Below are 14100 nucleotides of genomic sequence, written 5' to 3'. Positions count from 1 at the left end.
GCAGCCTTCAGAGGGGATATTCATATGAAACAATATAAAGTAATCGGAATTGGCGACAATGTAGTAGATAAGTACATCCACCAGGGCATCATGTACCCTGGTGGAAACGCCTTGAACTTCAGTGTATACGCTACCATGTGCAAAATGGAGTCCGCTTATTTAGGCAAATTCGGCAGCGATGAAGTCGCCCGGTATATCGGGCAGGTGTTGGACGAGCTGACCATTGACCGCAGCCATTGCCGCGAATATGAGGGTGAGAACGGCTATGCGCGCGTTACCCTTGAAGACGGTGAACGCCTGTTTCTGGGATCGAATAAGGGCGGGATCGCCAAGGAAAACGCATGGAAATTTACCGAAACTGATCTGAATTACATCAAACAATTTGCCGTGATCCATACGAGCTTGAACAGTTACATTGAACAGGATCTGACAGTTCTTCGGGAAACCGGCATTCCTATTTCGTATGACTTCTCGGTTCGCTGGAACGACGACTATCTGGAACAGGTCTGCCGGTATGTGGATATATCCTTTCTTTCATGCAGCCATTTGACGGCAGAAGAGCGGGAGAGAGAGATGCGGAAGGCACAGCGGCTCGGATCGAAAATTGTGGTTGGGACAGTAGGTGAAAACGGATCGTACACCCTTTTCGGTGATCAATGGATTTATCAACCGGCGGATTCAACGGAAGCGGTGGACACGATGGGAGCGGGAGATTCTTATATCACTGCTTTTCTCGTGGAGATGATCCGGAGTTCAGAGGGCAGGATCGAATTTGACCAGGAGAGTGAAATGCTCCGTAAAATCAAGACCAGTATGGGTAAGGGAGCGGAGTTCGCAGCTCAAATATGCCGGATCAACGGTGCTTTCGGATTCGGCACCCCATTGGTATAAACAGTATATGAGGGGAGGGGCCTCCTCTCTTTACTATCAATAATGTAAGCGTATTCAGAAAAGTCGGATGAGCCTTAACGAAGGTCCAGTGGATCGGTGAAGCCAGTATAAACAAAAAAGGGGACTTTTTATGTTTTGGTTTGAACTCTTGATCATCTTTTTACTCATTTTCTTTGGCGCCAGGGTCGGCGACGTATTCATGGGCCTGCTTGGCGGAGTCGGCGTTGCGATATTCGTATTCATTTTTCACGTCCAGCCTGCGTCACCTCCCGTTGATGTTATGCTAATCATTCTGGCAGTTGTCCTGGCTGCCTCCGCCCTCCAGTCTTCGAGCGGATTGAATTTTCTCGTCAAGGTCGCGGAAAAAATGCTGCATAAATCTCCGAAGAATGTAACGATTGTCGCTCCGGTTATTTGCTGGCTCTTCACCTTCCTGTCGGGAACGGGGCATGTTGTGTACAGTCTGCTGCCTATTATCAACAAGCTATCCATCGACAGCGGAATCCGGCCGGAGCGGCCTATTTCAAACAGCATCATTGCTTCCCAGCAAGCGATTACTTGTTCGCCGGTGTCGGCGGCGACCGCAGCTATGCTTGGACTTATGGCTCCGCTTGGCGTAAGTCTGGGTACAATTTTGTCCATCGCGATTCCAGCTACCCTGCTGGGGGTCATTACTAGTGCGCTGCTCACGTTGCGTAAAGGGAAAGAACTCGCAGAAGATCCGGAGTATCTGCGCAGACTCGCCGAGGGTTTGGTTGAAAGCGACCCGGAAGAACAAACGGAGAAAAAGGTGTCACCGAAGGGTGCGAAAGCTTCGGTGGTGATCTTCCTGCTCGCCGTTCTGTCCATTGTCATTCTGGGGCTGTTCACCGAGTTACGGCCATCATGGACCGTAGACGGCGTGACGACTGTGTTATCGATGGCCCACACCATTGAAATTATTATGCTGGTCTGTGCTTCGCTGATTATTATCATCTGCCGTCCGGCGATTGAATCGATTCTTAACGGTACCATCTTCCGGGCAGGGGCGCTTGCCATGGTTTGCGCTTTCGGATTAGCCTGGATGAGCAGTACCTTTATCGGGGGGCAAACGGCGTTTATCCAAGAGCATGTGGCTACGATTGTAAACAGTCAGCCCTGGATGCTTGCTGTGATCATGTTTATCGTTGCCGCTTTAACAACGAGTCAGGGTGCTACAACGTTAATCATGATCCCGATTGCCATTGCCCTTGATCTGCCGGCCCACATCATCGTTGGTGCGTGGATGGCTGTGAATGCCAACTTCTTTTTGCCGGTGTCCGCCCAATGCCTCGCGGCCATATCGTTTGATACAGCGGGAACCACCAAAATCGGCAAATACGTGCTGAATCATAGCTTCATGCTGCCAGGGATGATCAACATTGTCGTATCTGTAGTCACCGCCACATTACTGGGAAACACTCTAATCTAGGTGTGTTAAGAATCATAGATGTACAAGTATGGATTCTGCCAGGTATAACAAAGGAGGAATCGGGTTCCTATGATACAGCTCAAGCAAGTCGCTGCAGCTAACTTTCATTACAAACGATATTCCTTGGATTATTTTCTGGATTCGGTTACCCGGATCGGTATCGAACACATTGAACTGTGGGCGTCGGGCCCCCACTTTCACCTGGATTATTACTCTCCACAGGATGTACAGAACCTGAAGCGGAAAATGAAAGAACGAGGGTTAAAGGTCATTTGCCTTACTCCGGAACAGAGCGTCTATCCGATCAGTATCAGTCACCCCGACCCGGAGTACCGCAAGAAAAGCGTGGAATTCTTCTGCCGGCACATTGAAATGGCTTCTTTTCTGGAGTGTAGCCAGATGCTGGTGACTACGGGACTGGCCTATCTGGATGTGGATGAGACGGAAACGTGGAAATGGTGCAGGGAATCGCTTGGCGAGATTTGCAGGACGGCGGAAAAAGAGGGAGTTTACTTACCCGTGGAAGCGTTTACCTCTTACTCTACCCATGTGTTTAACAGCGCCGAGCACATCTCCAGAATGATTAATGAGGTGGGAAGTTCGAATTTAAAAGGGCTGGCGGACACGGATGTCATGGCGGTTACAGGAAAAGATTCGATTCATGATTTTATCAGAGAACTTGGGGATAACCTGACGTACGTGCATTTTGTAGACGGCAGCCCCGGGGGGCATCTGGTTCCCGGCGAAGGTAATCTGCCGCTGGAAGAAGCGCTGCAGGCGCTAAACGAAAGCGGCTACAAGGGATATCTTGGTCTTGAGCTGCTGGATCGGAGATATGTGCTGGACCCGGAGAAAGCGATGCGGGATTCGCTGGCTTGGTTTGAGAAACGCTTGGGATGAACGAAAGAAATGAAACTATAATCAGCTGCAATAGCTGCGAAAGAGGGATGCAAGATGAAAGCTGACATTTATGCTTATGACGGGACAGGTATCCAATGTGTCTATAAAAACGATGAATGGCTTGTGTGCATCAAGAACTGGAAACCGGATAACGACATCGACGGCATTCACCGTCTGGAGGTCCACCTCGAGACGGACGAACAGTTCATTCTGGTGAACGGAAAAGCCATACTCCTGGTGGCGGACCGGAAGGAGGACCAGTTCGATATTGATCTGATCGAGATGGAAATCGGTAAGGTCTACAATGTTTCGAAAGACACCTGGTTCTATACGATTGTCCAAAAAGACACCAAGCTTGCGTATGTACAGCATGCCAATACAACGGAAGCAAACAGCAAATATTGCGAAATGTCCGAATCCGAGCTGGCTAGTGTAAAGGAAAGAGCGCGTAAAATACTGCAGCTGTAAGCGCGAAGACGGCTGATCTGGCGGAGGCTCCAATGCCCAAGCTCACGAAAAATGTTTAATTTGGAATGAATATTGTTTGCAGGGCTACTGCTGGAAAGGAAAGAACCTTTCGCCAGTAGCCCTGTATTTTTTGTTATCCAGCGGCAAAGCACGATTCTATGCACAGCAAGCAGTGATAGAGGGGGGAAGGCACACAGCGAACCGCTCAACGGATGGAGGAGAGTGATATGCCCCCCTCCGCTTGGCCGCCTATTTTTTGAGATAGTCCGAGAAATTCTCCTGAAAATCCAGCGAATGAATGTCTTCACGAAGATGGTGGTGGATCAGCGGACCGATCTTTCCGGTTTCCTTATGCACCATAAGCTCCAGCAGAGATTGATGCTCTTTCCAGATTCCCTCCAGCTTTTCGGTCTTCAGCATGTGCAGCCTACGGTACCGGAGGTAGTGCACATTGGACTGCTGAATCAGATTCCACAAAAACTCACGCCCCGCAAGCCGGTACAAGGCCCGGTGAAACGCGTCATCCAGGTTGAGGAAGGAATCGATGTCGCTGTGCCCGATGGCCTCCTTCTGTGTCTCCAGGATTCCCTTAAGCTCGTGCACGCCGGTCAGCAAAAGCTGTGAAGACAGATCCTTAAGGATCTCTTTTTCCAGTGTGCTGCGCAGATACGTGATTTGTTCAACAGATTCAAGATCAATATAGGATACGATATTCCCTTTTTTCGGATAGATATCGGTATAGGATTCCAGGGCCAGCTGTTTCAGCACATCACGCAGCGGTGTCCGCGAAATCTGAAAGCGTTCGGAAAGTGCGGTTTCGCTCAGAATCGTGCCTGGCTTCAAGGCCAAGGTGAGGATTTCGTGCTTCAGTGTATTCATAATTTCAACTTTGATCGACATTTATCTTCCTGCTTTCCATATGTATTGACGAATATGACTAGTATACATGATGTTTGACAGTAATAAAAATGTTTATCAAAATGAAGAGGCGAATTTAGCGTTTACGCTTGTGAAAACTAAGCAGTTTATTGTATTGACAACGGGGTGTTCTTGTTCTATGATCAAGAAAATCTTGTATACAAGATCGACTTACGACGATGACAATTATAGGAGGTTCTATCAATGAACATGACGTGGAGATGGTATGGTGAAGGCAATGACAACATTACGCTTGACCATATCCGGCAGATTCCGGGGGTTATGGGTATCGTCTGGTCTTTGCACGATAAAGTAGCCGGTGAAGTATGGGAAATGGAACGGATCCAGGAAGTGGCGGATCAAATCACCGCCAAGGGCTTCAGCACTGCTGTGGTGGAGAGTGTCAACGTTCATGATGATATCAAAATCGGCCTGCCGTCCCGTGATAAATATATCGATATTTATATCGACACGATCCGTAAATTGTCCAAAGTGGGCGTAAAAGTCATCTGCTATAATTTCATGCCTGTATTCGACTGGACCCGTACGGAGCTGTACAAGAAATTGCCGGACGGCTCCAATGCCCTCTTTTATGAAAAGGCTGCCATTACCGATAATCCGCGTGAGATGGTGGACCGGATTCTGAAAGGCGCCGGACAATTCACAATGCCGGGCTGGGAGCCGGAGCGGCTGGCAAAACTTGATGAGCTGTTCGCAGCCTATGCAGATGTGACGGAAGATAAACTGTTCGAGAACCTCAAATACTTCCTGGAACGCATTATTCCGGTATGCGAGGAAGTGGACATCAAGATGGCGATCCATCCCGACGATCCGGCCTGGCCGATCTTTGGCCTGCCGCGCATTATCCGCAACCGGGAAATGATCCGCAGGTTCCTGGATTTGGTGGACAGTCCATACAACGGTCTCACCTTCTGCACAGGATCACTGGGTACGAATCCGGCGAACGACCTGCCGGCGATGATCCGCGAGTTCCATGACCGTATTCATTTTGCCCATATCCGCAACGTGAAGGTGTTTGAGAACGGTGACTTTATAGAGGTGTCGCACCGCGGGCGTGATGGCAGTGTGGATGTGGCTGAAGTCGTCAAAGCCTATCACGAGAATGGATATACCGGTTATGTGCGTCCGGACCATGGGCGGCATCTATGGGGCGAAGAGAAAAACTGCCGTCCGGGTTACGGCCTATATGACAGAGCCATGGGCATCATGTATCTCCTTGGCGTATGGGACAGTCTTGACAATGCCAAGGGGGCGAACTAAATGCTGCGTTTAAACCGAAGCAGTATCTCTGATGAAGCAGCCTGGAAGGCTGCGGGTGTAGAGCTTCCGCGCTTTGACTTTGATCAAGTGGCGAAGAATACACAGGTGAAACCGGAATGGATTCATTTCGGTGCAGGCAACATCTTCCGCGGATTCGTGGCGAACGCCCACCAGAAGCTGCTGGACAGCGGCAAGGCGGACACCGGGATCATCGCGGCGGAAACGTTCGATTTTGAGATGATCGATAAGGTCTACAAGCCGTACGACAATCTGACACTGCTCGTGCTGATGAACGCACACGGTGATTTCCAGAAAAAGATCGTCAGCAGCATTGTTGAGGGAATCGCAGCCGACAAGAACCGTGAAGCGGATTACCGCCGTCTGACTGAGGTATTCGAGAATCCCAGCCTGCAGATGGCCAGCTTCACCATTACGGAGAAGGGATACTCACTGACAGGCCCGAACGGACAGTATCTCGGCATCGTGGAAAAGGATATCGCAGGCGGGCCGGACCAGCCGGTGCATGCGATGAGCATTGTGGCTTCCCTGGCCTACCGCCGCTACCTGAAGGGCCAATATCCGATGACCTTTGTCAGCATGGACAACTGCTCCCACAATGGCGATAAGCTGAAGAACGGTGTCGTGACCATTGCCAAAGAGTGGGCCGGCAAGGGACTTGTCGAAGAAGGATTTGTGACTTATCTGGAGGACGAGCGGTTAATCGCCTTCCCGCTGTCCATGATCGACAAAATTACGCCGCGCCCGTCCGAAACGGTCCAGGCGGCGCTGCTGGAACAGGGAATCGGCGATATGGAGGTCATCGTCACTTCCAAGAATACCTATACAGCCCCATTCGTAAACGCGGAGATCAGCGAATATCTGGTGATTGAAGACAAGTTCACGAATGGCCGTCCGGCGCTGGAGGAAGCAGGGATTATCTTTACCGACCGCGATACAGTCAACAACGTGGAGACGATGAAGGTAACAACCTGCCTCAACCCGCTGCATACTGCGCTTGCCGTATCCGGCTGTCTGCTTGGCTACACCCTGATCGCCGATGAGATGAAGGACGATACGCTGCGTAAATTCGTGGAAATCATCGGCTACAAAGAGGGATTGCCGGTCGTAGTAGATCCGGGGATTCTCAGTCCAAAGCAGTTCCTGGACGAAGTATTGACTGAACGTTTCGCCAATCCGTTTATCCCTGATACCCCGCAGCGGATCGCGACCGACACCTCGCAGAAGGTAGGCATACGGTTTGGAGAAACCATTAAATCATATATCCGCCGGGAGGATCTTAATCCGGCGCAGCTCACAGCCATCCCGCTGGCGATTGCCGTCTGGTGCCGCTATCTGCTTGGAGTAGATGATGAAGGCAATCCTTTCACATTGAGTCCGGACCCGCTGCTCGAGACGCTGCAAGGACATTTGCAGGGAATTTTACTCGGAGCCAAAGCGGCAAATGTGCGGCCAATTCTTGAAGACGAGCAGCTCTTTGGTGTCCGGCTGTATGACATCGGCCTTGGGGAGAAGATTGAGGGTATGTTCCTTGAAATGCTGGCCGGCCCGGGAGCTGTGCGGAGCACATTGGAGAAATACCTGAAATAAGGGTTAAGGAGCATAAGGATGAAGCCTTTTATTCATGAGGATTTTCTGTTGCAGTCAGAGGAGGCCCGGATACTCTATCATGAGTATGCGGAAGCTCTGCCTATTATCGACTATCACTGCCATCTGGACCCGAAAGCCATTGCCGGCAATAAACGCTTCAAGAATATTGCCGAGGTCTGGCTGGGTGGAGACCACTATAAATGGCGTGCATTGAGAACATTCGGGATCGAAGAGAGATATATTACCGGCAATGCCTCTGATGAAGAAAAGTTTGCCAAGTGGAGCGAGGTGCTTCCCTATACTGTCGGCAACCCGCTGTACCATTGGTCGGCGCTGGAGCTGAAGGCTTACTTTGGCGTAGAGGAGCAGCTGAGTCAGGACAACTGGCGGAAGATCTATGACCACTGCAACACCTTGATTGCCCAGGATGGCTTCACGGCCCGGGGGCTGATTACCCGTTCCAGGGTGAAATGGATCTGCACGACGGATGATCCGGTGGATGATCTGCGGTATCATAAGCAGATTGCCGGAGACAAAGAGTTCAAGACCGGGGTGACGCCGACCTTCCGACCGGATAAGGCACTGCTGATTGAAGCGGAGTCCTTTCCGGGTTATGTAGCAAACCTGGAGCAGACCGTAGGGTATGCCATCACTTCCTATGAACTGATGGAATGCGCGCTGCTGGAGCGAATTGAATACTTTGACCAGCAGGGCTGTATGATCTCTGACCATGGCTTCTCAAACCTTCCTTTTGCTGAGGCGCCGCCATCTGTACTGGAGACGATCTTCAGCAAGCGGCTGAGCGGCGAGACCTTGAGCAGACTGGAATGCGATCAGTACGCAACAGCGTTGTTCTTAGCCATGGGCCGCAAATATGCCGCCCACGACTGGGCGATGCAGCTGCATATCGGTGCGATCCGCAATCCGAATACACGCATGTTCCGGGAGCTTGGTCCGGACACGGGCTTCGACATCATCGGTGACGGCAGCTACGCGGACAACTTATACAAGCTGCTCGACGGGCTGGACCGGACCGGCGAGCTTCCCCGGACCATTCTCTACAATTTGAATGCAGTGCAGAATGATGTGCTGGCTGCGATGGCGGGGTCTTTCCAAGGCGAAGGAGTCAAAGGGAAGATTCAATTCGGCTCCGGCTGGTGGTACAACGACCAGAAGGACGGAATGATCAAGCAAATCACTTCCTTATCCAATCTGGGGCTGCTCAGCTGCTTTGTAGGGATGTTGACAGACTCGAGGTCTTTCCTGTCCTATACACGTCATGAGTATTTCCGCCGGATTCTGTGCAACCATATCGGCGGCTGGGTGACCAGCGGGGAGGCCCCGCGGGATCTTGCATTCCTTGGAGGCATCGTTCAGGATATTTGCTACCATAATGCCAACCGCTATTTTCAATTAAGCTGAACAGGATAATAATTTTACTGTCGAAGGACTTTCAGCGGCTGGACTCACGGTAGGACTGGGAAGGGAGACAATTTCCCAGTAGCCAAAAGGTTGCATTTCACATGATGTGCAAATTCCTGCGGATTCAGGGAGACAGCCCCGGCATGTACCTCTGGTACAAGCAATATTTCAAACTGACAAGGTGCAGAAGCCGTTAATTCCGGTCTCTGCACCTTTACTATTTTTGTAGTTGACTTTGCCCTTAGGGGAAGGTGCATAGTGGATACAAATACAAGGAATGGAGGGAACGGCTTGCTGTCGATTGGAGACTTCTCGAAGATATGCGAAGTATCTACAAAAACGCTCCGATATTATGATGAAATGGGATTAATTAAACCTGATGGGATTAATCCGGAAAATGGCTATAGGTATTACTCTATCAGGCAGCTTAAAAAGATGCTCTTTATCAACCGTTTGAAATCCTATCATTTTTCTCTGGAAGAAATCAAAGCTCTTCTGGACTGGGAAGAAGATCAATCCGATGAGAAGCTTCGTTCTGCCCTGGATCGTAAGAAACGAGAAATACAGGACAAGCTGAAAGCTTTTGAACAAACCCTGCAACAAATTAGCAATGATCTTCTAAATGTAGAGAAGGGCCTGCCGATTATGTCCTATATGGACGATATCGAAGTGCAGCTTGTTGAAACCCGGCCAATGAATATGCTTTATATGCGTCAGATGATGAGCAGGGATGACTATGCTTTTGGATACGGAAAGTATTTTAGCAGGTTATATGAGAAGCTTGCGATTGAAAAACTTACCTCGCTGGGTACACCCATGACAATTTATCACAGCGCTGAATACAATCCGGCCGGTAATGATATCGAGTTTGCCATCCCGGTAAAAGAAACGGTAAACGGAACGCGTAATCTGCCTGGAGGCCTTTGTGCAAAGTCTGTTTTAAAGGGAGCGTATTCAGAATTGACTTCGGTCTATGCCAAGCTGAGGGAATGGATAGAGAATGAGGGCTATGTAATGGTGAAATCACCCTATGAAATTTATGTAACCGACCCTTATCAAGGCACTGGTCCTGAGGATCACGTTACCGAGATATATTTTCCTGTAAAGAAAATTTAAAAACGTCTTGTAGAGAGGTGTCTATCATGCAAAGAAACTACTGGCCCACTTCAGAATGGCTGCAAGCCCCAGACCCGGCAACCTTGAGGAAGGATTCTGAGAAGCTTACAGCGCTTGATCCAATCATTAAATCGGAGTACAGCAATATAAACGGTATTGTTGTTGTGAGAAACGGATACATGGCTTATGAAAGCTATTATAATGGCTATGGCCCGGAGGATACGCACCATGTTGCCTCTGTAACGAAAAGTGTCATATCTGCCCTCGTTGGTATTGCCATAGATGCAGGATATATTCGCAATGTAGACCAGAAGGTGCTCGATTTTTTCCCTGAATATGCTCAAGGTGCTGATAAGCAGAAACAAGAAGTCAGCATACGCCATCTTCTCACGATGACGGCTCCCTATTCATTTGAGGACTGGCAAGAACCGCTCGACAAGCTGTGCATGCAGTCTGACTGGGTAAAATACACTTTGGATCTGCTCGGCCAACAAGGTAGTATTGGAACCTTTAAGTATTCCACCGCAGGAGCGCATCTGCTTTCCGCCATCCTCACCCGCAGCACAGGGAAAAGTGCCCGTGAGTTTGCCAATGAACGTTTATTTAAACCCGTCGGGATGAAAGAAATTCCGGATTATGAAATGAAATCGTTCGGCTTTGAGGATCTATTCGGGGAAAATGTGAAGGGGTGGGTTACAGATCCGAACGGCAACTCCACAGGAGGATGGGGACTTACGCTAAATCCCCGTGATATGGCACGTTTTGGTCTCCTATATCTGAACGGTGGCATTTGGGACGAACATGAGGTTGTTTCGGGTGCATGGACCCGCGAATCCACAGCAATGAACCCTAATAAGTACGGCTACCTTTGGTGGTTACGCCAAGAGGATGGAGTTTCCGCATACTTAGCTATGGGAGATGGCGGCAATGTCATTTGCTGTATTCCAGAAAAAGATCTGGTCGTAGCCATCGCATCAGAATTCATGATGAATCCCCGGGATAGATGGACACTGATTCATTATTTAATCGGAAAATAAATATCAATCTGAGATTCGGGGTTATCCGTGCCTAGAAACCGTTCAGAATAGCATTCGAAATCATCCCTGGCAGCCAGTTCTACATCACTTGCAGACAGCCAAGTTCCCCAGATATACTGATAGCTTTGAAATAATGAGTGTGTCTTTCCAGTGTGTGTGAATCGAGCGTATTTTCCTCCGGGAAATTTTTTATAACACATTTTATCTGGAGCAAGGCTTGTATCATTTACTTCTATTCCGATAAATTCGCTTGTTTGGCTCTGCTCACTGAACGAAGTAAATGTACAGCCCTGTGCAGACTCAAAGATGCCATAACGGCAGGAATCAGGAAGCGCATGAGGGATTTCATGAACCCGGGACTGGAAATATTCCCACTTACTAACGCTTTGATTGTTTGCAACACTAGTTTGAAATCGTATGCCAACGAGCTGTTTGGGTTCAACATCGACAATTTGCGGCCGCAGCGTAATAGAATTACACCGATGCTGTATTTCAGGTTTAGTGATTTCCCTGCGGCTGCCAAGGATGGTCTCTACACGGTTTTTGCGGTATTGATTCGGTGTCAAATGATACTGGGATTTAAAGGCCCGGCTGAAAGCTTCATGGGATTCAAACTGCAAAGAAACCGCAATATCTAAAATTCTTTTATTAGTATACAGCAATTCCTTAGCGGCCTGTGTCAGTCTTCTGGAGCGTATATAACTTCCTACGGTTTCTCCCATCATTGCTTGAAAAAAACGATGGAAATGATAATACGAATAGGAGGCTGCTTTAGCAACGTCGGTAACGGAGATAGTGTTATTTAGATTGTTTTCAATAAATATCAATGCTTTTTCCAGTTGCACCCTATAGTCCATAGCAGCCTCTCTTTCTCATATTATAAAATATTATAAAAGCTTTTTGGTGTCTGTTCGTAAGGAAGCTGTACGGAAAATTCCATATCCTTCTGTAAAGCGAAAGTAAACAACTGCCAATCATTCTGCTGTGGGGAACCAAAGGTCATTTCCACCTGTCCTGCTGTTACATCAAAAATCATAGAACGCAGTGTGCCGAAAAAGTCTCCGTAGTAGTGGCAGCATAACCCATTTGGATAGGGCGAAGATAGCAATTGTTTTATATCTGTTTTCGTGAATTTTTCCCTTGCGTGGCTAAAGTCGACAATAAGGTCGTTTCTAATCATGGAATTTTCTAGGATCACTTTCTCAAAGGACTTTAGCTCAGTGAGTACTGCGTGATTGGTAGCACTTAAAAAAGTTTCCTCTGTTTGGCCATCCAGCAACTTATTCGCTTTGTGTCCATCAATGCATTCAAACAAGGCGATTTCACCACTTTTATCGGCAAGCATCAAATTCATATTATACCCGATGGGAACCTCCATGCAATAATTAATTGCTTCCTTAACGTTTTGGCAATTTTCCAAAATTCCGCGAATGACAGCCCAGAACTGCAGTCCGCTTACTTCCGCCTTCTTTCCGCCCTCAAAATTACCTACAGGCATTCCGCAGGAGGCTTGGGCAACGGCAAGGCCACATTCATTCATCCCATCACCGCGGCCAAACAGGTTAATCATAGAGCCGAGATGCTTGTATTTACCAGCTGGTTGAGTATAGGCAAAGCAAAGCTCCTCCATCACATCGGAGAACTCATAATTTCTCGCAAGGATAGTATGTCCGTCCTGAGTTTTGGCAGGCATTGCCGCAAACAAGCTGCATCCGCGTTCTAAATAGGTCATCGCATAAAACAATGCTTGGCCGCGTTCAATACCAACGGTATCTGCGAATCCTTGTATTTCTTCATTAATACCGCTGCAATATTGATCCAGTAGTTCAGTGATTTCCTGTAATTTCTTTTGAGGGTACACTTTTGGAGGGAGCAACATAGCTTTGAGCATTTCCGGTTTGGACAACGCCCATTTACCAAGCCATACGCCAATTTGATAACTGTCTCCTTCAAAGGTTTTATAATACGCTGTGGTTTTTTTCAAAATAGTCACCTTACCTTTCCTGTTTTACTTTACAAGAAAGGAAATAATTGATTTTGATATTTTCTGCTGTTTTAGGTTTTTTGCATGATATTGTTTCAGCTTGCTCTTAGCGGTACAGGAACTTCCGTAAAGTGTTCAGCCGCTTGATTCCTTCCGTACCAGCCCATCCTCCGGCACTTGCCAAGAGTACATTGTGGAAAAGCTTCAACGCTATAGAATAGGTTACAGTCCCGAGGATAATTTCGATGACAAAGAAGCGCAGGATATCGCCGGAGGTTATGATATAGACTTTGAATTCTTGGTTATGGGTCATGGATTGATCACCGTCTCTTCAGGGTTTATGTAACTAAATATGCTTATTTTAGGTTGTCTAATGCCAAAAATCACCTATCAGCCGCTAGCATTGTCATGTCCTTGTTGCTTGTTGCAAACTTTTGTTCTGCGGGATAAATGGTATATATTATATTTGAGGAATAATTGAAGGTTATTATTTGAACAAAGGTGAGGAGCAGGGGAATGAACACAGCGGAGTTCCAACAGTATGTGAGAGAATTCAGTGAAATGAAAGGTTTTGACAGGAGTACCATTGAGCAGCGGATGTTGTACTTGATGACTGAGGTTGGTGAGTTGTCGCAAGAGGTACTGTCCGTATCCTTTCATCCCGATGCCGAGAAGAAAGAGAATCTTGGTTATGAGATGTATGATGTGGTGTGGAACATCTTTGATTTAGCTAACAAACTGGACATTAATCTGGAGGACGCCTTCAATCGGAAGAAGGAAATCAATGACAACAGAAACTGGGAATAAAGACTCAATTCGTAGGCGGTTGCCGAATTGATGAACGGGAGAGTATGGCTTAAGGATTCGTGTGGACAGGGAAGCTGCTTTGTATTCGAACTTCCATGTGCCGTCGCGTAATAACCTGTATATCAACTTAAATTGCAAATAGATGATCTTACTCCTCAGCAGCGCTTGTGCAGCCTCAAGCGCTACGGAGGAGTATTTGTGATGTCCTGTCCGGACTG

14 protein-coding genes are annotated in these 14100 nt (G+C 48.1%); 10 read left to right on the top strand and 4 right to left on the bottom strand.

Features of this window, described 5'->3' with window-relative positions:
* Positions 1 to 24 precede the first annotated feature (24 nt).
* From NST07_RS24425 to NST07_RS24410, 4 genes are all read left to right on the top strand, one after another.
* A complete protein-coding gene (locus NST07_RS24425; protein WP_341379282.1) occupies positions 25 to 891 on the top strand; it encodes a fructoselysine 6-kinase in 867 nt (288 codons plus the stop codon).
* 130 nt (positions 892 to 1021) lie between these two features.
* Complete coding sequence (locus tag NST07_RS24420) at positions 1022 to 2341, top strand: anaerobic C4-dicarboxylate transporter (protein WP_341094988.1); 1320 nt, start codon at positions 1022 to 1024, stop codon at positions 2339 to 2341.
* Between the two features lie 69 nt (positions 2342 to 2410).
* On the top strand, positions 2411 to 3241 hold the full coding sequence (locus tag NST07_RS24415; RefSeq protein WP_342480304.1) for a sugar phosphate isomerase/epimerase family protein: 831 nt from the start codon (positions 2411 to 2413) through the stop codon (positions 3239 to 3241).
* A gap of 54 nt (positions 3242 to 3295) precedes the next feature.
* Positions 3296 to 3709, top strand: a complete 414-nt coding sequence (locus NST07_RS24410; protein WP_341094986.1) for a hypothetical protein — start codon at positions 3296 to 3298, stop codon at positions 3707 to 3709.
* Between the two features lie 249 nt (positions 3710 to 3958).
* Here the strand turns inward: NST07_RS24410 and NST07_RS24405 are convergent, their stop codons facing one another.
* On the bottom strand, positions 3959 to 4609 hold the full coding sequence (locus NST07_RS24405) for a GntR family transcriptional regulator (protein ID WP_341094985.1): 651 nt from the start codon (positions 4607 to 4609) through the stop codon (positions 3959 to 3961).
* Positions 4610 to 4831: 222 nt separating this feature from the next.
* Here NST07_RS24405 and uxuA point away from each other — a divergent pair, with 222 nt between their 5' ends.
* The 5 genes from uxuA to NST07_RS24380 all read left to right on the top strand — a co-directional run bounded on the left by uxuA (position 4832) and on the right by NST07_RS24380 (position 11091).
* Positions 4832 to 5908, top strand: coding sequence for a mannonate dehydratase (gene uxuA / locus NST07_RS24400; protein ID WP_341094983.1), 1077 nt, complete (start codon positions 4832 to 4834; stop codon positions 5906 to 5908).
* Positions 5909 to 7516, top strand: a complete 1608-nt coding sequence (locus NST07_RS24395; RefSeq protein WP_341379280.1) for a mannitol dehydrogenase family protein — start codon at positions 5909 to 5911, stop codon at positions 7514 to 7516.
* Between the two features lie 18 nt (positions 7517 to 7534).
* The gene (gene uxaC / locus NST07_RS24390) at positions 7535 to 8938 is read left to right on the top strand and encodes a glucuronate isomerase (RefSeq protein ID WP_341094980.1); all 1404 of its coding nucleotides are present in this window, start codon (positions 7535 to 7537) and stop codon (positions 8936 to 8938) included.
* A gap of 291 nt (positions 8939 to 9229) precedes the next feature.
* Positions 9230 to 10054, top strand: coding sequence for a MerR family transcriptional regulator (locus NST07_RS24385; RefSeq protein ID WP_341097741.1), 825 nt, complete (start codon positions 9230 to 9232; stop codon positions 10052 to 10054).
* A 26-nt stretch (positions 10055 to 10080) separates the two neighbouring features.
* Positions 10081 to 11091 (top strand): serine hydrolase, encoded by a 1011-nt coding sequence (locus NST07_RS24380; protein ID WP_341094978.1) that lies wholly within the window; start codon positions 10081 to 10083, stop codon positions 11089 to 11091.
* Here the strand turns inward: NST07_RS24380 and NST07_RS24375 are convergent.
* From NST07_RS24375 to NST07_RS24365, 3 genes are all read right to left on the bottom strand, one after another.
* Positions 11073 to 11936, bottom strand: coding sequence for a GyrI-like domain-containing protein (locus NST07_RS24375; protein ID WP_341094976.1), 864 nt, complete (start codon positions 11934 to 11936; stop codon positions 11073 to 11075). The genes NST07_RS24380 and NST07_RS24375 overlap by 19 nt on opposite strands.
* Positions 11937 to 11968: 32 nt before the next feature.
* Positions 11969 to 13084 carry a C45 family peptidase gene (locus tag NST07_RS24370; protein ID WP_341379276.1) on the bottom strand — a complete coding sequence of 372 codons (1116 nt, stop codon included), beginning with the start codon at positions 13082 to 13084 and terminating at the stop codon, positions 11969 to 11971.
* Positions 13085 to 13181: 97 nt separating this feature from the next.
* Positions 13182 to 13388 (bottom strand): hypothetical protein, encoded by a 207-nt coding sequence (locus NST07_RS24365; RefSeq protein ID WP_341094973.1) that lies wholly within the window; start codon positions 13386 to 13388, stop codon positions 13182 to 13184.
* A 203-nt stretch (positions 13389 to 13591) separates the two neighbouring features.
* On the opposite strand from NST07_RS24365, the gene NST07_RS24360 reads away from it, so the two are divergent.
* Positions 13592 to 13882 carry a MazG nucleotide pyrophosphohydrolase domain-containing protein gene (locus NST07_RS24360; protein WP_341379274.1) on the top strand — a complete coding sequence of 97 codons (291 nt, stop codon included), beginning with the start codon at positions 13592 to 13594 and terminating at the stop codon, positions 13880 to 13882.
* The last annotated feature ends 218 nt before the right edge of the window (positions 13883 to 14100 follow it).

Origin of the sequence: Paenibacillus sp. FSL L8-0340 (assembly GCF_038593145.1) — a bacterium.
GTDB lineage: Bacteria > Bacillota > Bacilli > Paenibacillales > Paenibacillaceae > Paenibacillus_AQ.
The sequence above is the reverse complement of the archived record's forward strand: the minus strand, read 5'-3'. Positions and strand labels throughout refer to the sequence as shown.